The sequence below is a fragment of the Chryseobacterium sp. GVT01B genome (assembly GCF_019970045.1).
Classification (GTDB): Bacteria; Bacteroidota; Bacteroidia; order Flavobacteriales; family Weeksellaceae; genus Chryseobacterium.
Genome location: NZ_JAHXYI010000002.1, coordinates 531,048 through 554,745 on the forward strand (window position 1 = coordinate 531,048; position 23,698 = coordinate 554,745).

19 protein-coding genes are annotated in these 23,698 nt (G+C 37.8%); 7 read left to right on the plus strand and 12 right to left on the minus strand.

Annotated features, from left to right (window positions below):
• Nucleotides 1-16 precede the first annotated feature (16 nt).
• From LC457_RS05840 to LC457_RS05850, 3 genes are all read left to right on the plus strand, one after another.
• On the plus strand, nucleotides 17-556 hold the full coding sequence (locus LC457_RS05840) for a TetR/AcrR family transcriptional regulator (protein ID WP_223599026.1): 540 nt from the start codon (nucleotides 17-19) through the stop codon (nucleotides 554-556).
• A 315-nt stretch (nucleotides 557-871) separates the two neighbouring features.
• Nucleotides 872-3,682, plus strand: coding sequence for a TonB-dependent receptor (locus tag LC457_RS05845; protein ID WP_223599027.1), 2,811 nt, complete (start codon nucleotides 872-874; stop codon nucleotides 3,680-3,682).
• A 6-nt stretch (nucleotides 3,683-3,688) separates the two neighbouring features.
• Nucleotides 3,689-4,723, plus strand: a complete 1,035-nt coding sequence (locus LC457_RS05850; RefSeq protein WP_223599028.1) for a phytase — start codon at nucleotides 3,689-3,691, stop codon at nucleotides 4,721-4,723.
• 133 nt (nucleotides 4,724-4,856) lie between these two features.
• Here LC457_RS05850 and LC457_RS05855 read toward each other — a convergent pair whose 3' ends face one another.
• Entirely contained in the window at nucleotides 4,857-7,106 is a 2,250-nt protein-coding gene (locus LC457_RS05855) for an excinuclease ABC subunit UvrA (RefSeq protein WP_223599029.1), read from the minus strand.
• 51 nt (nucleotides 7,107-7,157) lie between these two features.
• On the opposite strand from LC457_RS05855, the gene LC457_RS05860 reads away from it, so the two are divergent.
• Entirely contained in the window at nucleotides 7,158-7,580 is a 423-nt protein-coding gene (locus LC457_RS05860) for a MarR family winged helix-turn-helix transcriptional regulator (protein ID WP_223599030.1), read from the plus strand.
• Nucleotides 7,581-7,590: 10 nt separating this feature from the next.
• Here LC457_RS05860 and LC457_RS05865 read toward each other — a convergent pair whose 3' ends face one another.
• The 9 genes from LC457_RS05865 to LC457_RS05905 form a co-directional block, all read right to left on the minus strand.
• Complete coding sequence (locus tag LC457_RS05865; RefSeq protein ID WP_223599031.1) at nucleotides 7,591-8,313, minus strand: sterol desaturase family protein; 723 nt, start codon at nucleotides 8,311-8,313, stop codon at nucleotides 7,591-7,593.
• 78 nt (nucleotides 8,314-8,391) lie between these two features.
• Nucleotides 8,392-8,661 (minus strand): hypothetical protein, encoded by a 270-nt coding sequence (locus LC457_RS05870; RefSeq protein ID WP_047422568.1) that lies wholly within the window; start codon nucleotides 8,659-8,661, stop codon nucleotides 8,392-8,394.
• 264 nt (nucleotides 8,662-8,925) lie between these two features.
• Nucleotides 8,926-10,266, minus strand: a complete 1,341-nt coding sequence (locus tag LC457_RS05875) for a S41 family peptidase (RefSeq protein WP_223599032.1) — start codon at nucleotides 10,264-10,266, stop codon at nucleotides 8,926-8,928.
• Between the two features lie 6 nt (nucleotides 10,267-10,272).
• Nucleotides 10,273-11,016, minus strand: a complete 744-nt coding sequence (locus LC457_RS05880) for a hypothetical protein (protein ID WP_223599033.1) — start codon at nucleotides 11,014-11,016, stop codon at nucleotides 10,273-10,275.
• A 177-nt stretch (nucleotides 11,017-11,193) separates the two neighbouring features.
• The gene (locus LC457_RS05885; protein WP_223599034.1) at nucleotides 11,194-12,117 is read right to left on the minus strand and encodes a T9SS-dependent choice-of-anchor J family protein; all 924 of its coding nucleotides are present in this window, start codon (nucleotides 12,115-12,117) and stop codon (nucleotides 11,194-11,196) included.
• Between the two features lie 76 nt (nucleotides 12,118-12,193).
• Nucleotides 12,194-13,486, minus strand: coding sequence for a hypothetical protein (locus tag LC457_RS05890; protein WP_223599035.1), 1,293 nt, complete (start codon nucleotides 13,484-13,486; stop codon nucleotides 12,194-12,196).
• A gap of 324 nt (nucleotides 13,487-13,810) precedes the next feature.
• On the minus strand, nucleotides 13,811-15,100 hold the full coding sequence (locus LC457_RS05895; RefSeq protein WP_223599036.1) for a hypothetical protein: 1,290 nt from the start codon (nucleotides 15,098-15,100) through the stop codon (nucleotides 13,811-13,813).
• A 73-nt stretch (nucleotides 15,101-15,173) separates the two neighbouring features.
• A complete protein-coding gene (locus tag LC457_RS05900) occupies nucleotides 15,174-18,479 on the minus strand; it encodes a TonB-dependent receptor (RefSeq protein ID WP_223599037.1) in 3,306 nt (1,101 codons plus the stop codon).
• 49 nt (nucleotides 18,480-18,528) lie between these two features.
• Nucleotides 18,529-19,485: a FecR family protein gene (locus LC457_RS05905; RefSeq protein ID WP_223599038.1), complete on the minus strand. Its 957-nt coding sequence runs from the start codon at nucleotides 19,483-19,485 to the stop codon at nucleotides 18,529-18,531.
• 242 nt (nucleotides 19,486-19,727) lie between these two features.
• Here LC457_RS05905 and LC457_RS05910 point away from each other — a divergent pair, with 242 nt between their 5' ends.
• The gene (locus tag LC457_RS05910) at nucleotides 19,728-20,354 is read left to right on the plus strand and encodes an RNA polymerase sigma factor (RefSeq protein WP_223599039.1); all 627 of its coding nucleotides are present in this window, start codon (nucleotides 19,728-19,730) and stop codon (nucleotides 20,352-20,354) included.
• Nucleotides 20,355-21,061: 707 nt separating this feature from the next.
• Here the strand turns inward: LC457_RS05910 and hxpB are convergent.
• Nucleotides 21,062-21,709 (minus strand): hexitol phosphatase HxpB, encoded by a 648-nt coding sequence (gene hxpB, locus LC457_RS05915; protein WP_223599040.1) that lies wholly within the window; start codon nucleotides 21,707-21,709, stop codon nucleotides 21,062-21,064.
• Nucleotides 21,710-21,729: 20 nt separating this feature from the next.
• Nucleotides 21,730-22,350 carry a metalloregulator ArsR/SmtB family transcription factor gene (locus tag LC457_RS05920; RefSeq protein WP_223599041.1) on the minus strand — a complete coding sequence of 207 codons (621 nt, stop codon included), beginning with the start codon at nucleotides 22,348-22,350 and terminating at the stop codon, nucleotides 21,730-21,732.
• 194 nt (nucleotides 22,351-22,544) lie between these two features.
• Here LC457_RS05920 and LC457_RS05925 point away from each other — a divergent pair, with 194 nt between their 5' ends.
• Together LC457_RS05925 and LC457_RS05930 are read left to right on the plus strand one after the other, a co-directional pair.
• The gene (locus tag LC457_RS05925) at nucleotides 22,545-23,171 is read left to right on the plus strand and encodes a superoxide dismutase (RefSeq protein WP_223599042.1); all 627 of its coding nucleotides are present in this window, start codon (nucleotides 22,545-22,547) and stop codon (nucleotides 23,169-23,171) included.
• 23 nt (nucleotides 23,172-23,194) lie between these two features.
• On the plus strand, nucleotides 23,195-23,695 hold the full coding sequence (locus LC457_RS05930; protein ID WP_223599043.1) for a DUF2480 family protein: 501 nt from the start codon (nucleotides 23,195-23,197) through the stop codon (nucleotides 23,693-23,695).
• Nucleotides 23,696-23,698 lie beyond the last annotated feature (3 nt).

A 23,698-nucleotide genomic window follows, 5' to 3' on the forward strand; every position in this document is an offset into this window, starting at 1 on the left:
TGGAAAATTTTAAACTATGCCCCGACCTCGCGAAAGAATACTAAGCACCGCTATGGTCCTCTTCCATAGACAGGGCTACAACAATACAGGGATCAATCAGATCATTGAAGATGCAGGGGTCTCAAAAGCAAGTTTTTATCTGCATTTCAGATCTAAAGATGAACTTTGCATTGAGTTTCTTAATAAAAGATATGACTACTGGGCTTCGGAACTTGAACAGTTTACATCAGAAACAAAAACAGTACAGGAAAAGATGCTAAAATCGTTTGATTTTCTGGTTGATATGAATAAAAGAGAAGACTTCAGAGGATGCAGCTTTCTGAATATTTTATCTGAAATTCCTGCTGACAAGGAAGAGATTCACAAGGTAATCCGGCATCATAAAAGTAAGCTGAGAGAATGCTTCAATGAAGACATTCAAAACGATATTGCAGCAGCTCATATCTACCTTCTTTTTGAAAGTTCGATACTCACCAGCCAGCTTTACAGATCCAATGAATTAATCGAAAAGTCTAAAATTATCGTGCAGGAGATACTCAATATTTCGAAATTTTAAAAAGGCCAAATTTCAAAAAATTAAATGCATTATTTGGATTCCTACGGAATGACAATGTGTGCGTGTATTTGTATAGTATTAATAGTTATTTCATCAATTATATACTCTTAGTGTATCCTTCCTGTTTGTCATTCCGCAGGAATCTAGATTTATCTTATCATCAAACCGTTTATCTGAACTTTAATAACAACATCTTTTTCTTTTATCTTTTATCTTCCTATATTAACAATTCTTAAGAAACACTTAATTTTCTCTTCAACTCCTTTTCCAAACAGTCGTTTAATTTTGTTGTGATTTTTATCTAAAAAAGGAAAAGTGAAGAAAATTTTTACATCTGTTTTATTTTGTGCCTCTATTTTTTTCTATGCACAAACCGGATCTCTTTCCGGAAACATTAATGACGACTCGAAAATTGCCCTTCCGGGAGCTAAGATCTCTCTGAGCCCGGGAAACATTTATACCACCTCAGATGAGCATGGAAACTTTGTTTTCCTGAATGTTCCTCCGGGAAGTTATACTATGAAAATTGATTATCTTGGGTATGGTGTTCATGAATACAACGTAACAGTTGAAAGTGAGAAAAATACCCGTCAGAATATTATTTTCGACAAAAAAGAAAACTCTATTGCTGCAATTGTAGTCTCTGGAGCTACTTTAAAAAATCAGGCAAGAGCTTTAAACAAGCAAAAAAACAACGCCAATATTACCAATGTCATTTCTTCTGACCAGATCGGGCGTTTTCCTGATGCCAATATCGGGGATGCTTTGAAACGTGTTCCGGGAGTTACCATACAGAATGATCAGGGGGAAGCCAGAAATCTTATTATCAGAGGACTAGCTCCCAATCTTAACTCTGTTACCCTGAATGGTGACAGAATTCCTTCTGCTGAAGGGGATAACCGTAATGTACAGATGGACCTGATCCCTTCTGATATGATCTCCACGATTGAGGTGAATAAAACCTTGACTCCGGATATGGATGCTGATGCCATCGGAGGTTCCGTAAACCTTATTACCAGGGCTTCCCCGAACGGACAAAGAATTTCTGCAACGGTTGCCGGAGGATACAATCCGATCCGTGAAAAAGGAAATTATACCGCAGGATTTGTGTATGGAAACCGATTTTTAGATAAAAAACTAGGGGCTGTATTCAGTTTTTCCTATAACAACAATAATTTTGGTTCGGATAATATAGAGCCGGTGTGGAGCCAGGCGAACGATCTTGCACAGACGGTTTATGTAAGTAAAATGGGAGTTCGTTATTATAATGAACACCGTATCAGACATAGTTTTGATCTTAATATGGATTATGAATTCAATTCCAAAAACAAGATCTATGCTTCTGCCATGTATAATTTCAGAAATGATAAAGAAACCAGGCTGGCTTTAGGATATAAAATAAAACCGGTCTATAACGCCGATGAAACAGAGATTACAGACTGGAAAGGAAGTATCACAAGACAAAATAAAGGTGGTGATGCTAATAATGACAATACCCGTCTTGAGAAACAGAAAGTTCAGAACTATGCTTTGAGAGGGGAACATTTATTAGGTTCTAAAGTAGATCTGGACTGGTCAGTCAACTATGCCATTGCAAGCGAGGATAAGCCTCATCAGCGTTATATTGAGTTTGAAAACAGCAAAATGAATTTCTCTCCCGATCTTAGTAATCCTGAAAAACCGATGTTCAATCTCCTTGCTGCAGATAATTTAGGAAGTTACAAACTGAGTGACCTTTCGGATGCCAATAACTTTACACAGGAAAAAGAATTGGGCGCAAAAGTGAATGTACGTTTTCCATTTTCTGTAATTGATGGCCAGAAAGGGCGTCTTCGTACCGGTTTCCGTATGCGTCTGAAGAAAAAAGAAAGAGAAAATGATTTCTATTCTTTTACGCCTGTGAACACTATGGGAAGCCTTTTATCTGTGCCAACGATAAATCTTGACGGTCAGAACTTCCAGCCGGGAAATTATGTTCCGGGAACATTCGTTGATCCTGCTTTCCTTGGAGGGCTGGATTTATTCAATCCTGCTTTGTTTAATGGAAAATTAAAGCCTGAGAAATATCTTTCAAGCAATTACAATGCGAAGGAGCAGATCTATGCAGGTTATATCCGTTGGGATCAGGATTTCAATGATCAATTATCCATGATCGTTGGAGCACGTATTGAAACAACCAACATTGATTACACCGGAAACTATGTAATGAATGAAAAGAATCTTGTAGGACAAATCAATAATACGAATACGTATACAAATGTTCTTCCTAATATTTCCTTCAAATATGTTCCGATTCAGGATCTTGTGCTTCGTGCAGCATTTACTACAGCTCTTGCCCGCCCGAATTATTATTCATTGGTTCCTTACCTTAATGTTATTTCAGAAGACGAGATCGTAGCTGCCGGAAATCCGAACTTAAAAGCAACCTATGCATATAATTTTGATTTTATGGCAGAAAAGTACTTTAAGTCTGTAGGGATACTTTCTGGAGGTATTTTTTATAAAAACCTGAATAACTTTATTTACACGTATTCCCAAAGAAATTATACGGCAAATGATTTCGCAAATGATTTTGCAGGACAATCCAACCCAATTCCTGCAGGGGAAAGCAACTGGAAATTTACCCAGCAGCGTAATGGTGATAATGTAGATATTTATGGTTTTGAAGTAGCTTTACAAAGACAGCTTGACTTCATCCCCGGAGCTTTCTGGAAGGGTCTTGGAGTGTATGTAAACTATACGTACACCAAATCCAAAGCAAAAGGAATCACCAATGAAGAAGGCATTGAAAGAACAGATGTAGGATTCCCAGGAGCCGCTCCTCATATGTTCAACGGATCTCTTTCCTGGGAAAACAAACGTTTTTCAGCCAGAGTTTCTATGAACTATGCGTCTCATTATATTGATGAACTGGGAGGAAAAGCCTTTGACGACCGTTATTATGACAAACAGTTTTTCCTTGATGCCAATGCTTCCTACAAAATTACAAGCCAGCTCAGAGTTTTTGCAGAAGCCAATAATCTGACCAATCAGCCGTTAAGATATTACCAGGGAATCCAGAGCAGAACCGCCCAGGCTGAATATTACAGGCCAAGGTTTACAATGGGGGTAAAATTTGATTTTTAAATACATATGAAAAACATACATTATATACTGGCTCTTTCAGTTCTTCCTTTTGTGATGAACTGTACAGGGCAGAAAGAGTTAGCAGAAAAATTAAAACCCACAGTTATCACAGAAACTGTGGTTCATGATACGGATGATCCCGCCATATGGATCAATCCACAGGATACCTCAAAAAGTATCATCATCGGAACTGATAAAGATACCAACGGAGGATTATATGCTTTTGACCTTAACGGAAAAATCATCAATAAGGTTTTGGGATTGAAACGTCCCAACAACGTTGATCTGGAATATGGTTTTATGCTGAATGGTAAAAAAACAGATATTGCTGCCGTAACGGAAAGGGAAACCAACAAAGTAAAGTTATATACGCTTCCTGAGCTGAAAGAAATCGGAGAAATCTCTGTATTTGACGGAGAATCCGAACGTGGTCCGATGGGAGTTTCTCTCTATAAAAATCCTCAGACAGAAGAAATATTTGTCATTGTGGGAAGAAAATCAGGTCCGGCTAACGGCTACCTTTGGCAATATAAACTGATTGAAAAAGATAGCGTCATTACTGGAGAAGTTGTTCGTAAATTCGGGAAATACAGCGGGCTGAAAGAGATTGAAAGCATCGCTGTAGATGATGAAATGGGGTATATCTATTATTCTGATGAGCAGTTTGGCGTTCACAAATATTATGCAGATCCGGACAGAGGAAATGAGGAATTATCCGTTTTCGGGAAGGGTGATTTTAAATCTGATGTGGAAGGAATTTCCATCTACCCTACTTCTAAAGGAAAAGGATATATTCTGGTTTCCAATCAGCAGAATGATACCTTCAATGTTTATCTGAGAGAAGATCAATCAAAGGGAAGAATTGCCGAAATTCCTGTTTCTACACTGGAAAGTGACGGTTCTGAGGTAACGAATGTTAATTTAGGTCCAAAATTTCCTAAAGGAGTTTTCGTGGCGATGAGCAATGGCAGAGTATTTCACTTTTATGATTGGAGAATAGTTGAGAAAGCCATTAAATCTGCTGTGAAATCTGCTAAATAAAAATTAGCCTTTCAATCATAAAGGCTGATAAGGTTTTAAGAGTATTAATTTGAGCCACACTGTCATTGCGAACCAAAGATGAAGCAATCTCATGAGTTGAATTCAACTTAATACTCTTCATTTTTCATTCCTTTTACTGAATATGCTTCTTCAGAAACTCTGCAGTGAATGATATTTTGTTTTTCAACAGCTCCAGCGGAGTGCCTTCAAACAATACTTTCCCGCCAAATTTTCCTGCACCTGGTCCCATATCAATAATCCAGTCTGCCTGTGAAATAATATCCAGATTGTGTTCTATGACAATCAGTGTATTATTCTGATCTACAAGACTATTAAAAAAAGTCAGGAGTTTTTGGGTATCACTTGGATGCAGACCTGTACTTGGTTCATCAAGAATAATGATCTGATTGGTATTTTTCAGCTCTCTTGTCAGCTTCAGGCGCTGTCTCTCACCTCCGGAAAAGCTGTCCAGTCTTTGTCCAAGAGTCAAATAATCAAGCCCTAATTGTATCAGCAGATCAAAATTTTTGAGAACAGGTTCTTCTTTAAAGAAAGAGACTGCTTCGGAAACGGTCATATTCATCACTTCCACAATCGTTTTTCCACTGTATGTGTATTGCAGCACATCAGGATCAAATCCCGAACCTCCACAAACTTCACAAGGCTGCTCAATATCATCCATAAAAGCAAGATCAATCTTTTCTATTCCCAATCCTTTACAGTTTTTACAGGTTCCTTCACTATTTCTGCTGAACAGTTTGTCTGAAACATGATTAGATTGTGCAAAAAGCTTACGCACAATATCTGATATCCCCAGATACGTAAGCAAGTTGGACCTGGCACTTGCAGCGAACAAAGATTGGTCAATAATGGTCACATCAGGATAAAGCTCCGGCAGAATGCGGTTAATCAGAGTACTTTTGCCAGATCCTGCCACTCCCGTTACAACGGTCATTACTCCGGTTGGGATATTTACAGTCACATTGTTAAGATTATACCTGTTGGCATTTTTAATTTCCAGATAACCATCAGGCTTTCTGAATTTTTGCTTTATAAAAGGTTTCCTTGCAAAATAAGACCCTGTTTTGCCGGTTGAAGTCTTTAAGTTTTTAAATGTTCCCTCATAGACCACTTCTCCCCCGTTTCTTCCTGAGCCCGGGCCTATATCAATAATATGATCTGCCATTTTTATCAGGTCCGGATCGTGCTCTACAATTAAGACAGAATTTCCCTTATCTCTGATCTGCTGTATGATCGTGATAATATTTTGCAGATCTTTTGGATGAAGACCAATACTGGGCTCATCAAATATATATAAAAGATCTATCAGACTGTTTCCCAGACTCCGTACCATTTTTATACGCTGTGATTCTCCTCCGGAAAGGGTGTTGGTACTCCTGTCAAGAGTCAGATACTGCAATCCGATGGTCATAATATTCTGTAGTTTTGCCGAAAGTTCTTTGATAACGACTTCATATTGCTTTGATTCCAACGAAGTAATGAACTCAAGCAGTTCATCCACAGAAAGAGCCATACAATCTGCAATACTTTTATCTTCGATCTTACAGGACAGTATTTTTTCATTCAACCGTTTTCCCTCACATAACGGGCAGGTTTTTGTAATCACAATATTTTTCAGGGCATCTTTTCTTGTGATGTTTTCTTTAGAATCTTTTTTCAGGAACGCTTTTTCTATTCTTGGAACAAGCCCTTCATATTTTACGGTTTTTCCCCAGTCTTTATGGGGATGTTTGGGTTTATGCTCTGGTGCATACAGCAAAATCTCCCACTCTTTTTCTGTAAAATCTTTCAGTTTCTTATCATTATCAAAATATCCGGACAAGGTATATCTTGTTAAACGCCATCCACCCGGCTGAAAGGTCGGAAACCGGAGTGCTCCTTCATGTAAGGATTTTTCACGATCAATTAAAGCATTCACGTCCAGGGTCTGAACAAAACCCAATCCCTCACATTCCGGGCACATTCCCTGCGGATGATTAAATGAAAAAACGTTTGAATATCCTACAAAAGGTTCTCCCATTCTCGAAAATAACAACCTTAAGGAAGCAGATACATCAGCTGCCGTTCCCACCGTAGATCTGGCATTTCCTCCTAGCCGCTTCTGATTGATGATGATAGGAACATTCAGATTTTCAATTTTATCCACATCAGGCAGGCCATAATGCTGCAGACGGTTTCTGATAAAACTGTTCTGGGTCTCATTAATCTGTCTCTGAGCCTCAGCTCCAATGGTTTCAAAAACCAATGAAGATTTCCCGGATCCTGATACTCCCGTAAAAACCACGATCTTATATTTTGGAATTTTTATGGAAATATTTTTGAGATTATTTTGCCGGGCGTTCGTAATTTCTATATTTTCCATATTTAAATTGCTTAACTTTGTTAATAATTAACTAAGTTAAGTATATTTATCATGAAACACATTGAAAAAGAGTTTTTTAACACATTCACCAATTTCCAATGTTTTATTCTGGCACATATGAACCGGGGAAATATCAATGGAGTTACTGCTGCTCATTATAATATCATTGAATTTATTTTAAGAAAAGAAACAGCCACAGGAAGGGAAATCTCAGCAGCATTTAACATCAGCCAGGCAGCCATCTCGAAGCAGCTGAAATTTCTGATCAGCAATGATTTGATCCTTAAGAAACAGGAGGAAACAGATCACAGGAAATACAATCTTTCAGTAACAGATAAGGGAAGGTTTATTATAGAAAATTCAGAAACTTTCCGCAAAAACATTACCAAACAGACGGCTTCTATACTGACTTCTAAAGAATTGGAAAATTTTAATTACCTGCTAAGCAAAGTGCTGAGTCATGTAAAATTGTAATATCCTTCTCTTACTTATAGGTCCCAAATATCCTGTCCCAGATAGAAGTATAAAATCCAAAGTTTTTGCTTTCGTCCAGATGATGCTGATTATGAAATCTTGTTGTTCCTACGAATAAACGGTCAAATGAGGCCGGAAAAAATTCCCTGTTCAGATGTCCTATGGTTCCCCAGATAAGGTTGAGTATTAGATAAGTGGAAATAGAAATTACGGAGAAATCATAACCGATGAGTAAAACGAGCATCATGAATCCAAACCCTATTGTTTCAAAAGGATGGAGAACAAAAAGGCTCAGAAAATTGGTACTTACATGCTCGTGGTGCTTTCTATGCAGAATTTTGTAGATCAAAGGCAAGTGGGCTCCGTAATGAAAGAAATACATCAGAAGATCCATCAAAAGAAGCAAAGCAATGATTTCTGCTGTTATCCCAACTACCGATTGAGTTTCTCCAAGCACAATCCATCCGTTTTTCCATAAGAAAGCTCCCAGCAGCATGACGAAGCTGTTACAGATGATGGTAAAAAGGCTGAGGTAGAAATCGGATCTTGTAACAGGATGATTTTTTTCCTGCAGCTGACTTTTACGGCAGGTCTTTTCAATAAAAACATATAAACCTATAGAAAACAGGTACAGAAAACTGTTAATGACAAGACTGAATATCATCCATTGCGGCCAGGAAAACTGCCAGAACAGATGCAAATTACCGGAAAACTCTGCTTGATTAAAATTCATAAACCTTTCATCCTTCAGCTTGATGTTATAAAGGTATGAATTTCACAGCAAAATCAGCTGATAAAGTAGTTTCAGGTATTATTTCTGCCTTGCTTTTCTTCTGAGCTCCCGAAGCCTTACGGTAAGGTTTTTCCGTAAATCATTATGATACTGCCGGTAGTTTTTGATGCTGTTCTCCAGATTCTTTTTATTAAGCAGATATTCTTCATACAGATGACCCAGTTCTGAAATCTGTGTAACCACATCCGAAGGCTGGCTTTCAGGATCTTCTGCAGCTTCTATCAGCAGACGGTAATATTCAATACGGCTGGTCAGGTTCATGTGAAGTTTCGGTTCTATTCCCTGCATGATTTTGTGATTTTATGGTGTTCCTGAATAGGTAAAAGGGCAAAAAAGGTTTTATCCTTTTACTATTCGATATTATTTTTTTTATTATTAAATAAATCTTTTAATTTTTTCTTGAACCATTAAGATTGTATTAAGGTGTTAAGATTATTAAGATCAAACTTCGCTTTAACTTAAGATCAGAATGATTGGTCTTAACTATACTTTATTTCTTCAAATTTCTTAATGGTTAAAAATATTTACTTCATTTCTTTCTCTATCCGAATTCTATTTTTCCATCATCACAGGAGGCACATCACTCTGATAGAGAATTGTAACGCTTCCGTTCTTTTCCTGACCTGTGGATTTGAAATAACCTCCATTAAGGGCAGAAGAAATAAGGGTTTCGTTAGGATCACCCAAAGGTAATAATGGCAGCCCGGCATATTCGTTGACCATGATCTGTGGAGAAATTCCATTGCTGTATTCTCCGGCTCCACTGGCATTAAATACTTTATAAATTACCGGATGAATCTGCCAGGAAATTTTTCTCGGTTTCCGTTTGTCTTCTACTACAAATCCGGCCATATCTTTACCTAAAGTAGTATCTCCGATCTGAATAACCTGCATATACGGCTTCAGGTTGTTGATGACAATTTCCGCTGCAGATGCTGTACTGTTGGAAGTAAGAATAAATACTTTCTGTAATCCCAGTGCATTGGCACGTAGAGTATTAAAATCAAGAGCTTTGGGATCATAAGCAATCTGTTGGGCAAATGTTCTTTTTACTTCACCTCCGTTTTTATTTCCTTTAAAAATGATGAATGGCGAACCAGATGACAGCCCAGAAGGAATCAATGAGCAAAGAGCTGCTGCAGATGACACTGAACCTCCGTAATTATAGCGGAGATCAAGAATCAGTTCCTGTACTCCGGCAGCCTTAAATTCTGCAAACTTCTGATTCAGGGTTTGTGTCATTCCATCCGGGAAATCATAGATATACAGATATCCTGCTTTTTTACCGTTTTTCTCAAAAACTTTAGATAAAACGGGTTGTTCAAAAGAAAAGCCATAGTAAACGGTAATATTTTTTTCATCGGTAACCGTTCCGTTCTGCCATTTTCCTACGGTAAGGTCCACAACGGTCTGGTCTTTAATGGATGAAGCCATTGATTCTGCATTGGCTGCTGTGATGACTTTTCCATTGATTTTGGTCATAATCATTCCCCGTTCCAGTCCTGCATTGAAAGCCGGAGAGTTTTGAAGAACCAGCTTTACGATTGTAACAACCTGATTGTTGGCAAGTTTGGCAACGGTATAATCAAAACCGTACATATTCCTTATGGAACGTGGATAGGTAGAAGAATCTTCAGTATTGACCATGAAAGAAAACCGGTCCTGGGAAGACAGCAGACTTTTAAAAAAATCTTTTACGGGAAGGCGATAATCTGGTTTTGCAGGCATCTGATCTGCCCAGTAATAATACCGTTTCATACTGTCCTGAACCCAGAGATTGACAGATTCTGTACTTCCTTCCGGAAAAACAGGTGCGCTTTCGTCATTATTATTCGTACACGAAATGAGAAAGACTGCGATCGCAATGCATTGAAGTTTTAAAAAGTTTTTCATACGCAATTACAGATATTCTGCGACATCAATATCTCCTTTTACCACCCATTCCCCATTCTCTATTTTTTCCTGGAGAACAATCATGTTTGCTCCTGTGTGCTGTTTCAGTTTCACCTGAATCATTTTAGATCCGGAATAAGGTTCTGTAGTTCCCGGCTTGTACAGTTCCAGATATATCGGAGCTGTAGAACTGAAAAAACTATAGATTTTCATTGCGGTAAAATTGTCTTTTCCTATGTTGTCAAATTCTGCCAGTACCACTCCATTTTCTCTTTTAAGAACGCCTTTCACTTCTTTCAGTGTGGTTCCGGAAAATTCGCCAAGATTGGGAAAAATAAATTCAAACCCTACTTTTCCAAGATTAACCTGAGGTTTTACAGCATAAGTCTGCAGATAAATCCCCGGAAGATTGAAAAAGTATAAGTTTTTATAATCATTTATATTGTCATAGGTAATATTGTATTTTGCAATTTCGGTTCCTGTTTCATTATTATATACGGACAGCTTATTGGTTTCACCCTGATCCAGGACAAACTGAAGTTGTGTTTCAATTTTATTGGTATAGGATGTTTTTCCGTCAATGGATACAGGTGCTCCATTGAACCTCAGCTGAAGGACATCAGGCTTGGAAAATCCTTTGATATTAACCTCACCGGGTTTCTGTACTTTATCATACAGCTCCATCGTATTGTTGTCTGTGCATGAAAGCAGTGCAGTAAATAATAGTAGTAATGCAAAGATTCTGTTCATCTTTCGTCAATTATTTCATTGTAAAACTTAAAAATATTGCCCTACCCGGGAGCAGGGCAATATATAATTATAAAAAAACTAGTTGGATATGTTCTGGATAGCCTTTATCAATACTATCCATTATCTTATATTAAAAATTCATGGTCTTTCTGGAATCAGTTTCTAAGGGGAGAAGAGTTATTTTTTAATAAACTTCAACCTTTCTGTAGTCTTTCCATCTGTAATTTCTGCTATATAAGCTCCAGATGTAAGACCTGCTGTGTTGATTGCTTTAGAATACTGAGCGGTAAGTACTTTTTGTCCTGCTGCGCTGTAAATGGTTACCATCGTCATATTTTCTTTCAATGCCGGATTAAGCTGCAGCTGCAGAGATTCTTTTACCGGATTTTCTGCTATTTGTGTTACAATTTTGTTTCTTTTTACATCCTTAGTTCCCAAAAATGAAGTAGCGTAAATTCCGATTTCATCAATATTGATATTCTGGACATTATTTCCGCTTGTTTTTCTGTTTGACCACATTCCGATATAGATTTTCTTCCCTGCAAAAGCGGAAAGATCTACAAGGGATTCTACAAACTGGGTAAGATCAGCCGGAAAAGGATTAGCTGAGTCACCTACCTGTATTTTATATATACTCTGAACATCATTTCCATCCGCATCTACTGTCATTGCCTGGAAGTCTGATAATGCAGGAATTTCCTTTTGTGGTGTGCTTACATAAATAAAAAGCTCTCTGGCAACAATAGTATGAGTAGATCTCTGTCTCCCGATATAGGCAGCCAGCGTAACGGTTCCTGCAGTATTTGTAAGATCAATCTGAGGAGAAATAATCCAGTCATTTTCTGTTGCAAATCCAGTAGCATTTCCGGTTGGAACCAAACTGATAGAATGACGAAGAACTCCGGTAGTTCCATAGGTTAGAGCAGTTCCGTTGTGATAAATGTTCTGTCCCTGTACCCATCCGTTGCTATTGTTGTTCAAATCATGGAAAGTCCATCCCTGAAGGTCAGCAGGAGTATCAAAAGAATTTCCCCATACCAGAGTCTGTGCTGCAGCCAGGTGAGATAAAAACAAAACAGATGATAAAATTATTTTTTTCATAATGCTGATTATTAAGGTTTTTGAAGTAAAAGCAAGGAATCAGCATATGCTGTTCCCTGCTTTTTTAAAGTTTTTATTATTCTACAATTGAGAAATTGTATTTTGTCCAAAGTCCCTGGAAGTTTCCACAGTTTCTTGGCGATACATTCCAACCACCTTCGTTGAAGAAAGGCTGGCTCATACCCCATAGAGATGCAGGAGTACCAGTCGCTAGGTTAGCTGCAGGGATTCCTGCTGTTCCTGTACCTGTAACTGAAGTAGTAAATCCGTGGATCTGGATCGTGCTGTATGCAGAAGCTGAAGAAAGTTCAGAACCTGTACCTTCTACTTTGATTCCCACAGGGTAACCTGTAACCACAGCGTTATTTAATGTTAATCTACCGTGTCTTCTGATGTGGATACCGTTTTCATACAAAGCACCTTTAGTAGAGTTCTTAGAACCAATGATCGTAAGGTTGTTGATAACCGGGTGAGTCAACAATGTTGTAGAAGAACCTTCTGCGTTGTTATCAAGCTCGATACCGTTAGAATCAGGGCTTGCTCCGCTAAGACTGTGTGTAGAGTTGTAATCTGCCAAAGCAAGAGCACAAGTAATAGTTCCTGTATATCCGTTATCAAAATCGAAGTTATCATCATCCGCAGCGAAAGAAACAAGGTTTGAAGCGTTTACAGTACCACCGAAGAATTCAAAAGAGTCATCTTTCCCGAAAGATACCTGAATATGATCCAAAGTAGTTCCGTTTCCTACTCCTCCTAAAGTAAGACCGTTAATTTCGTTTCCTGAGTTAGGAGCCAAAAGATCATACCCTGCAAACTCGATACGTACATATTTCAATGTTCCTCCATTATGAGAAGCATTGGTACCTCCGTAATAAAAATCAGGACCAGATAATCCTTCAATCGTTTTTGTGAATGGAGTGTTTGTAGGAGCATCTCCTAATATAACAACACCTCCGAAATCACCAGGAGCAGCAGTTGTATCTTCGTTTCCGTCTAACAATTTGTAGCTGGTGAAAATGATTGGTTGAGCTTCTGTACCTGCTGCGTTGATTTTTCCTGTTTTAGCAATTACCAAAACTCCTGTAGCTGTATTGTTTGCGCTTGGCTTAGCCTTAATGAATGTACCAGGCTGGATTGTTAATGTAGCACCATTTTTTACAGTTACAACTCCATCTAATTCAACTACACCACTCCATGTAGTATTTGAAGTAATAGCACCACTTACGCTGGTTACCGGAAGAGCCGAAGCTGTAAGGTACTCAGCAGAAGTAGATTTCATTTCGAATGGAGAAGATGAGTCCGCCAGTTGATCGTTTTGACAAGCTGTAAGAGATAATGCTGCCACTGCAATTAGAGTTAGTCTTTTCATTGTTATAATTTTTAATAAATCCGGTCGTGTTATTTTATATACCAGATCAGTTTTTTATTCAGGAATATCTTCCTCTCTATTCCTTCGATTTGTTTTTTGGTGTTCATCCCATCTCTGCAGGAGGAACTGCATTGCGGGAGTTCCCATAGAAACCGTTAATACCTGGGAAAAGCCATTAACGTCCGGTTTTTTCAGAACTGTACTGCTGTGCGCATCATCAGTATTTTCCAGTCATTTGATCAGGTTCCCGAAACCTGTACGCTGCTATAATTAAGATATCTTTTAATCTAAATTTCTATTTCCATGCTCATAAGGTTCATTTCCTTATTCCAAAATGGAGAAATTATATTTAGTCCAAAGTCCCTGAAAATTGCCGCAATTTCTTGGTGATATATTCCATCCTCCTTCATTAAAAAATGGTTGATTCATCCCCCACCCGGAAGCAGAAAGCCCGGTAGATAAGTTTGTAACAGGAATTCCTGATGTACCAGCACCTGTAACAGAAGTTGTAAATCCGTGGACCTGAATCGTATTATAATTAGAGGCAGAAGCAAGCATTGAGCCTGTGCCTTCTACTTTAACTCCTACAGGATATCCCGTAATGACAGCATTATTCAATGTTAATCGTCCATTTCTTCTGACGTAAATTCCATTTCCGTACATAGCGCCCATTGTGGATTTCCAAGGCCCTATTATTGTAAGATTATTTACTACCGGATGTGTAACCAATGCTGTAGATGTTCCATCAATATTATTATCGAGTTCAATACCGTGAGAATCATTAACTGCCCCACTGAGACTATGTGTAGAATGATAATCTGCCAAAGCAAGTGCACATGTAACGGTTCCTGTATATCCATTATTAAAATCGAAATTATCATCGTCTGGTGCAAAAGAAATAAGATTGGAAGCATTTACGTTTCCTCCATAAAACTCAAAGGAATCGTCTTTACCGTAAGATACCTGAATATGATCAATAGTAGTACCACTGCCCACTCCAGCTAAAGTAAGGCCGTTAATTTCATGGATTGTATAAGGAAATATATCTGTTCCTCCGAATTCAATGCGCACATATTTCACAATTCCTCCGTTGTGATTCTGATTAGTCCCGCCATAATAATAATCAGGTCCGAACAGACCCTCAATGGTTGTTGTAGACGATGTATTCGTTAAAGCATCACCCAGCAGGATCAATCCTCCAAAGTCACCTGGCTCTCCAATAGTGTCTTCATTCCCGTCCAACAAGTTATAACTTGTAAAAATAATTGGCTGATTTTCTGTTCCTACGGCATTGATTTTTCCTGTTTTTGTGATGATCAGAACTCCTGATGGAACTGCTGTGCCTTTTGGTTTTGCTTTAATATATGTCCCTGGAAGGATTGTCAGTGTAGCTCCATCTTTTACTGTTATTATTCCGTCCATTTCGATGACTCCACTCCAGGTTGTATTGGCTGTAATATTACCACTTACACTGGTTACCGGAAATGAAGAAGCAGTAAGGTATTCTGAAGAAGTAGCCTTTATTTCAAAAGAAGACTGCTTATCCTCCAATCTATCATGCTGACAAGCTGTAAAGAATAATAATAGTATTACGATTGGAATTAATTTTTTCATTGTACAAGTTTTAATAGTATATTATATTTTCTCATTCTTTCTTCAGTCTTCTTTATCTTATCTTAAACCTTGTTTAAAACATATAGTTCACACTCAGGCTAAACATTCTGCCACTGTAGGCTCTAAACATGATCTTATCAATATTCTTGTCATACCTGTCGGTTGCACCCGGTAAAAGTCCCCATGCTTCCCTTTCTGTTCCGATAGCACTCCCCAATCCCAGTGGTATTACATAGGAATTATAATTATTATAATATTCCTTCACTCTATTGAATAAGTTTCTTGCATTGAATTTTAATTCAAGGTTTTTATTCCTGAGAAATTTATAGGAGATCTGTGCATCTGCTACGGCATAAGGGCGTTGTATTTCTTCCCCCTTGTAAGCATACCCAACGGTAATGTACTGGTCACCCTTTGCATTGTATAAAAAGCTCAGCCCCAAACGGTCACCATCATAGACCAATCCAAGATTATAGGCATAAGGAGTCTGCCCGTACAGCGGACGTTTTACTTCATAGGTTTCATCATTGTCCCCTGTTTTATACATATCCTTGAAAGCTATTACTTTTGTATGGTTATAGGTAAAGTTTCCACTTATGAAAAGTTTTTCCAGAAAAGTTCCTTCGGCAATAAATCCTAAATTCTTTCTTACCTCCGCCTCTACTCCTGCAAGTTTTGCATTTTTTGAATTACCATTATATAGGTATAGATTCCCTTCACTGGAAATATGCCCTTCACGTTCTATGGGTCTGTCTATATTTTTATAGTAAAGCCCTGCAGAAAATATTTCTCCCAAGCCGGGAAACCATTCAAATTTGAAATCATAATTATTAATGACAGAAGAGGTCATTTCTGTATTATAAATCAAGCCATTGGCAATCGGATCAAAATAAGGAAGTCCTGTTCTTTCATTAAACTGTGGTCGAATTACAGATTTATTATAGGCAAGTCTCAAATTGATTTTGTTCGTAGGACTATAGGTAAAATTTACAGAAGGCATCCATTGCCACGGTTTATCTTCTATGGGTGCTTTGGTAACATTTTTTGTATCACTTGGATCCAATTGTTGAGAAACAAGATCATACTTAAAATATTCTGCACGAACTCCCCATACTAGCCTTAATTTATTTTTCCAACGGTTATCAAACATCACATAAAGAGCGTGTTGTTTCACTTCTCCTTCATATTTATCATTTTTATACAATGCTTTGGTTTCCCACCCAATACCTCCCGGAACATATTGAGATCCATTGAACCAATCCGAAAGAGTACCGTACATTGTCAGGTAATTTTTTTCACTATTCGGAACATCACGGTTCTCGTCTACCCTTAAGAAGAATTTCTGCTGCTGATTGGTATTGTTCTTTAATGTTCCTGCGTATCCTGTCTTAACAGTATTTTTAAAATTCCCTGTATCCAGATCCCACTTAACTGAAGCTCCATAATTGTAATCGGTTTCTTTATTAGCGATATATCCTCTGTAAAAATTTCCTCCGGTATTATAAATTTTATGATAGGTAAGAATTTCACTTCCAATAAAATCATAAAGAGTAAGATACTGCGTATAATCTTTAGTATCAGAGGCTATCCCGGTTCTTGCTGCAAACCAGCTGACTTCTGTATTACCTATTTTATGGTTCCCTTCCAGTTTATTCTGCAAAAGGGTTTGAAAAATCGGATAATTGGTATTATCAGTATAAGGTCGGTCTAAGTTTTTGATCTGGGCAGGATCATTATTGGGGATGATTCCGTTATAAAAATAATTATAGGCTAATTCTGCGTTGGAGGCCATAGAACTTCCGGTAGTATATTCATTCCAGCCTGTAACTCTTGTTAAAGTATTATCAAAAATATGGGTGTATGAATTTCGGGAAGAAATTCTGTTCTTCCCCAGCTGAAGTCCAAAATTAAGCATCCCCGCCATCGTAGAGTTGTAATTATAGGAAGCCCCCTGGTTTTTAAAATTATAAAATGGTATAGGAGCTACCCCTTTTGTCTGCCAGTCAGCAACATAAGGTCCGGTAGTGTCCAGCCAGTTTCCTCTTCCCGTATGATCGATTTCCAGCTTATTTTGTTCGTTTCTGATGACAAATGCTCCGGCAAATCCCCATTTATTATTGTTCTTAAGGGCGTAAGTTCTTCCTAATGCAAGCTGTATATTAGATCCCATATCACCTCTTGTTTTATAGGTGCTGAAATTGTCATTGGTAAACTGTCTGGACTGTTCAAAAAATCTGGGATCTGTCCAGTTCATCGGCTCAAGCCCTTTGGGAAAATTTCTTGTTCCGTCATCATACCCGAAATAGTCATACTTTCCGCGCTGACGGGTCAGGAATTCTTTGAACGCCGACTGGTCATTATAAGAAGTTCCCATGGTTACTGTTGTAAAATTTTCGTTGGGGATATCTTTGGTTCTCACTTCTACATAACCTCCGGCAAAGCTTGCATTCATATCAGGTGTTGCAGATTTACTCACCACTACACTTTCCACCATGGCAGTAGGAATGATATCAAATGAGAAATTCTGATTATAGGCTTCCGTACTCGGGAGATTAATTCCATCCATGGCTGCGGTATTCCATCGTTCACCCATAGATCTTACGACTACATACTTATTATCAATAGTGGTAATTCCCGTTACTCTTTTCAAAGTTCCTCCTACATCGCTGTCCGGTGTTTTGGAGATCTGTTCTGCCGAAATCCCGTCACTCATCTGTGCCGCTTTTTTCTGTTGAGCAAGGAGTCCCGCCTGTGTATCTGCTTTACGGGCTGCGGTAATCACGACTTCTTTAATATCTGTGATTTTATCGGAAGCTTTATTCAGAGCAAATGATACAGAACTTGTTTCTTTATCGGTGACAGATAGTTTTTCAACTCTCAGCGTATTATATTTAGGTGCTTTTATTGTCAGATTATAAGTTCCCGAAGGAAGATCTACTGTAAAATCTCCGTTATTATCTGTGACTACGGTTTTCTGAGCTATATTAATTTCAGCTCCGGTAATGGGATTTCCTACCTCATCCACTATTTTACCGGAAATTCGTCCGTTTCCCAGTACAGAGATATTAGAATTTTCATATTTTATCGAAATAAGATCACCATGCAGGCGGTATACTACAGGAAGGCCATTGGTAATATCCTTCAGGCAATTGTTAACAGAAGTATTTTCGCATTTTACCCCTTTTACCTTCAGCTCTTTAATATCTACTTTGGAATAAGCGAGTCTCATTCCTGTTTTTCCGGCAAATTCCTCCAAAACTTCAATCAACGGTCTGTTGGCAGGTACAGAAAATGTTACTTTCTGAACCAGCTCCTGTGCTTCTGCTGCTACAGTAAAAAATAAGGCTGCTATGGTAATCCCACATTTCAAACTTTTCATACTTAAAGTGTTCTCTTGATTATGATTATTTATTTTTTTGAGTAGTGTTTTATTTTTTCAGGATATAAATGTTTTCTTTTTTCTGTACTTCCAATCCAAGGATGAAGGCCAGAGATTCAATATTTTCTCCTACCGTTCCACCGGTAAAGTCTGCGGTAATTTTCTTATCTTCGGCATCTTTAGGATATAATATTTTTGTGTTATAGCTGCTCTCCAGAACCGATACGACTTCTTTTAAAGGAACATCATTAAAGCTTAAAGACAGAATTGAAGAAACTTTCTTCGCTGAATTTTTCACCGGACTTATTGAAATGACTGCTGTAGTATGTGCAATCCCGAAATTCGTCCATTTCTGATTCGGTTTAAGGAAAGAAACCGGAACTCCCGGAGAAGATACAGCCACCTTCCCTTCATAAAGATCAACTGCTTTTCTCTTCCCTGATTGGGATATTTTAAATACCGTTCCCAAAACTTTAGTACTGAAACCATCAGCACGGACTACAAAAGGATGTACTTTTGACTTGGCTACGGAGAAGATGGCATCTCCTTTTAAATCCACCACTCTGGTAGAAGCAGGAAATGATTTCTCAACGATAAGTTCAGCGCCCGGTAAGAGTGTAACCACAGATCCGTCTTCGAGATGAACAATACGGTTTTCCGATGTTGCAAGATAAATATCAGGCTTAATGAACATAGTATACGTGAAAATACCTCCCAGTGACAAAAGCAGAATAATAACCGCTGCAATTTTATACAGGTTGGTTTTAAACCTTTTTACAGAATGGATAGAAATAATATCTGTTTGAGGAAAATAATGTTCCAGTCCGGATAATACCCTTTCTTTAGATTCTTTTCTATAAACAGTATCCAGATCTTTTTCAGTCCGGATTCTCCATTTTGTTAAAAGTTCTTTTTCTTTTTCAGAAATTGGTTCTTCAGAAACTTCCCTTTCCCACAGTCTGAAAACAAAGGCTTCAATATTTTTATATGTTAAACGATTTTTCATAAAGTCTTTCATGGTATTCACAGATACTTCTATCTATAAGACAGTGAAAATGAAAAACTTCCCCAGGGCATTCTTAACGTTATATTCATATTATGAGCAAATTGTTAATAATTTTCACCATTTTTCACATTTAGCCAACATTAAGCCGCTATTTTGACCCCGTTTTTCAGAAATATTTAATCTTACCATCCCCAAAGTTCACAAAAAGTTAATTTTCCTTTAGGTAATTTTGCATCAACAATATGAGCCCAACAGACTATACATTATTAAAGAAAATAAAATCAGGCGACCGCCCTGCATTTATGCTGCTGTATGACCGATACTGGGATAGTCTATATAACTTTGTTTTTGTACGGACCCGGGATAAAGAAATTGCTGAGGAAATTCTTCAGAACTTATGGGTAAAAATTCTTGAGAATACAGATACGATACAAACTGACGATTCCGAAAGTGCAAAAGGCTATCTTCTCCGCCATCTTCATTACCGTATCCTTGATTTTTACAACAGTTATAAAAAAGCCCCTCCAACGCTGAGTATTGACGAGTTTGACATCCCCAATGAATTAGAGATATCAGATACTGATTATTTTGAAATTCTTGAGGAGAATGAAATCAATTCTTTATTATCAATGATTGATGAAGTGGTTGCCAGCCTTCCTTCCACAGAGCAGCAGGTCTATGATATGAGGATCCGGAAAAATATGTCCGTTAATGAAACCGCAGAAGCATTGGGACTCAGCAATAAGACGGTAAGTAATAAATTAAGCAAAGCTTTGGGTGAAATCCGTGAACAGCTGAATCCGGAATATCAGTCGTCTAAGAAATTAGTCTCTATTCTGTTGCTGATGGATATTTTGATGAGGTATTGAGAGCGGGGTTCGGGGTTGTGTCAATCGTCAATTTGCTGCGCAGTCAATCGTCAATTTTTACAGAACTTATTAAAATTCACAGCGAAGCGGATTCACTATTCACTATTGATATTTTGCGTTAATGGTCAATTTGCTGCGCAGTCAATCGTCAATTTTTACAGAACTTATTAAAATTCACAGCGAAGCGGATTCACTGTTCACCATTGGTATTTTGCGTTAATTGTCAATTTGCTGCGCAGTCAATCATCAATTTTTACAGAACTTATTAAAATTCACAGCGAAGCGGATTCACTATTCACTATTGATATTTTGCGTTAATGGTCAATTTGCTGCGCAGTCAATCGTCAATTTTTACAGAACTTATTAAAATTCACAGCGAAGCGGATTCACTATTCACCATTGATATTTTGCGTTAATTGTCAATTTGCTGTACAGTCAATCGTCAATTTTTTACAGAACTTATTAAAATTCACAGCAAAGCGGATTCACTATTCACCATTGATATTTTGCGTTAATTGTCAATTTGCTGTACAGTCAATCGTCAATTTTACAGAACTTATTAAAATTCACAGCAAAGCAGATTCACTATTCACCATTGATATTTTGCGTTAATTGTCAATTTGCTGTACAGTCAATCGTCAATTTTACAGAACTTATTAAAATTCACAGCAAAGCAGATTCACTATTCACCATTCACTATTATCAACTTATTCACTAAACACCGGCAGCAAAGTATTGCTAAAGTTCAATATTCTAAAGTCGGCAAGATCAGAATCAATGCTTTCATCATCATTGGTAAAAACGATGGTCTGCATTCCTGCTTCTTTTGCAGCCTTTAATCCTGAGTGACTGTCTTCAATAGCAATGCAGTATTCAGGAGAGACACCAAGGCTTTTTGCAGAGGTAAGATATACAGCTGGATGAGGTTTGCCATGGGTTTCAAATTCAGATGAATGAACAGTATCAAACAGATCACGAACCTGAAGCTTTTCCAGAACTACGTTTGCCACACGCAAAGGTGCATTAGTTGCCAATCCTATTTTATATTCTTTATTCTTAAGATGTCTGATAAATTCCTGTACACCAGACATGGTACAGTCCTGGGTTTGTATCAGGTCGATCACTTTTGAAACAACTTTATTTTCCAGATCAGATGCATCCCGGTTTTCCCATGGAAATCTTTCATACCAGAATTCTGTCACTTCCTGAGTGGTCATGTATTTGGTTTGCGCCGCCAACTCTTCCGTTACCTGTACTCCATAGGATGAAAATACATCAAGCTCTGCCTGGGTCCAGAATTTTTCTGAATCTATCAGGACGCCATCCATGTCAAATATTACTGCTTTTAAAGCCATCTTTTGAATAATAAATTAAATTACTGGCTGATTTTATAAACACAACGCTGCCCGCCGGAAATAATATGGTCTACTCTCTCAACCGTATATTCTTTCCCGATCAGCGACTGGAAATTGGATAATTCAGCACGGCAGAATCCCTGACATTCTGTTGCTGCAGCACATATCGGACAATGGTTTTCAATCAGAAAATAATCTGTTCCTTCTTTTTTCCATTCTGCCATATATCCCTCTTCACTGCGTACTTTTGCAAGGGATTCAAGGCGTTGTTCCAGAGATTTTGCCTTAGAAAGTATTTTTTCATACCGTTCATGAGTATTCTTCTCACGGTCACTGATTAATAAATTCAGGGCATTTTCACCTAAAAGATTTTTCACTGATTTCAGAATCTGAACGGTTACATCTGCATGGGTATCTGGAAACTGACCCAATCCTTTTTCAGTAAGGGTATAGTAAGTAGAGGGACGTCCCACGCCTTCACTCTTCACCAACGACTCAATCAATCCTTCCTGAGCAAGATTTAATAAATGTTTTCTTGCCCCTTCTTTGGTAATTGACAATTCTTCAGCGATAAGAAGTGATGTAACTTCACCTCTCATCTTTAAAAACATCAGAATACGATCAGCAGCCGGCTTCTTCATTTAGCAATATTTAAGTTGTTTTATTTTTCAACAACAAATATAGTCATTTTCTATAACCTCAAAAAAAATCACACAAACAACACATTAACAATCTTTTGAATCATAAAAACACAAAATCTATAAAACAACCTAAAAGTTGTTTTATTCAAATATATTTTTACCTTTGTCAGACAATAATCAAAAAAATAAATACGATGAACCCATTTACATTACCTCAGTTACCTTATGCTTATGATGCTTTGGAACCTTTTATAGATAAAGAAACAATGACAATTCATCACCAGCGCCACCACCAGGCTTATGTTGATAATCTGAATGCAGCGCTGGCACAAACCAATGAAATCAATCCTGATCTTGATTCTTTACTGCAAAGAATAAGTGAATACAGTCCTGCTGTAAGAAATAACGGCGGAGGACACTACAACCACTCTTTATTCTGGGAAATTCTTTCGGCTCAACCAAAACTTGCTCCTGAAGGTGCGCTTCATGATGCTCTCATTGCCACTTTTGGAAGTCTTGAAAATCTTAAAGCAGAAATGAAAAAAACAGGTTTGTCACAATTCGGGTCCGGATGGGTATGGCTTTTTGTAAAATTCAACGGATCTCTGGCCATCAGTTCAACCCCTAATCAGGATAATCCGATGATGGATGTTCTTTCGATGAACAGAGGCTTCCCTATTCTTGGGATAGATGTGTGGGAACATTCTTATTATCTGAACTATCAGAATAAAAGGGCAGATTATCTGGATTCTTTCTGGTCGGTATTGGATTGGTCTTCTGTGGAAAGAAAATATGAAGAAGCTTTGTCAAAAGTAAGATAAGCAACACTGAAAGTAAACAAACTATGACTGAGGAAAATTTTATCAATAAAGCAAAAGCTTCAGGTATTATTGCTCTTGATCTTTCAGACTACAAACCGACAACGGAAATTGTGGAACTGGATATAAAAGCTCATCTCTTCATGGGAATGATTGTCAAGGAAAAAGAGTTTAAAGAATCAATTGCTACGGTGGATTTTTCTGTCTATAACGAAAAAGCAGTAGGAATCATCTGCTCTACGGATGCGATTATCCCGCCATGGGCCTATATGCTGATCATGGAAAAACTATCACCTTATGCTTCTTATGTAGATTTAAACAATGCAGAAACGGTTCTGCTTGATCTCTGGAAACGCCGTCTCATCTATGCAGACCTGAAACAGTACAGAAATCAGAAAGTAGTAGTCCGGGCGAGTACCCATCATGATCCTGCCCTTTATTTATTAGCTGCAGGGCTTCTGAAACCTTTGGTTAAAACACTGATGTACGGTGAGATAGGTTTACCTAAAGTAATTTTTAAACAATAAGAA

Coding starts and splice junctions, on each gene's coding strand:
- LC457_RS05840 (WP_223599026.1), top strand. CDS start 17: ATGCCCCGACCTCGCGAAAGAATACTAAGCACCGCTATGGTCCTCTTC.
- LC457_RS05850 (WP_223599028.1), top strand. CDS start 3,689: ATGAAAAACATACATTATATACTGGCTCTTTCAGTTCTTCCTTTTGTG.
- LC457_RS05855 (WP_223599029.1), bottom strand. CDS start 7,106: ATGGAAAATATAGAAATTACGAACGCCCGGCAAAATAATCTCAAAAAT.
- LC457_RS05860 (WP_223599030.1), top strand. CDS start 7,158: ATGAAACACATTGAAAAAGAGTTTTTTAACACATTCACCAATTTCCAA.
- LC457_RS05865 (WP_223599031.1), bottom strand. CDS start 8,313: ATGAATTTTAATCAAGCAGAGTTTTCCGGTAATTTGCATCTGTTCTGG.
- LC457_RS05870 (WP_047422568.1), bottom strand. CDS start 8,661: ATGCAGGGAATAGAACCGAAACTTCACATGAACCTGACCAGCCGTATT.
- LC457_RS05875 (WP_223599032.1), bottom strand. CDS start 10,266: ATGAAAAACTTTTTAAAACTTCAATGCATTGCGATCGCAGTCTTTCTC.
- LC457_RS05880 (WP_223599033.1), bottom strand. CDS start 11,016: ATGAACAGAATCTTTGCATTACTACTATTATTTACTGCACTGCTTTCA.
- LC457_RS05885 (WP_223599034.1), bottom strand. CDS start 12,117: ATGAAAAAAATAATTTTATCATCTGTTTTGTTTTTATCTCACCTGGCT.
- LC457_RS05890 (WP_223599035.1), bottom strand. CDS start 13,486: ATGAAAAGACTAACTCTAATTGCAGTGGCAGCATTATCTCTTACAGCT.
- LC457_RS05895 (WP_223599036.1), bottom strand. CDS start 15,100: ATGAAAAAATTAATTCCAATCGTAATACTATTATTATTCTTTACAGCT.
- LC457_RS05900 (WP_223599037.1), bottom strand. CDS start 18,479: ATGAAAAGTTTGAAATGTGGGATTACCATAGCAGCCTTATTTTTTACT.
- LC457_RS05905 (WP_223599038.1), bottom strand. CDS start 19,485: ATGAAAAATCGTTTAACATATAAAAATATTGAAGCCTTTGTTTTCAGA.
- LC457_RS05910 (WP_223599039.1), top strand. CDS start 19,728: ATGAGCCCAACAGACTATACATTATTAAAGAAAATAAAATCAGGCGAC.
- hxpB (WP_223599040.1), bottom strand. CDS start 21,709: ATGGCTTTAAAAGCAGTAATATTTGACATGGATGGCGTCCTGATAGAT.
- LC457_RS05920 (WP_223599041.1), bottom strand. CDS start 22,350: ATGAAGAAGCCGGCTGCTGATCGTATTCTGATGTTTTTAAAGATGAGA.
- LC457_RS05925 (WP_223599042.1), top strand. CDS start 22,545: ATGAACCCATTTACATTACCTCAGTTACCTTATGCTTATGATGCTTTG.
- LC457_RS05930 (WP_223599043.1), top strand. CDS start 23,195: ATGACTGAGGAAAATTTTATCAATAAAGCAAAAGCTTCAGGTATTATT.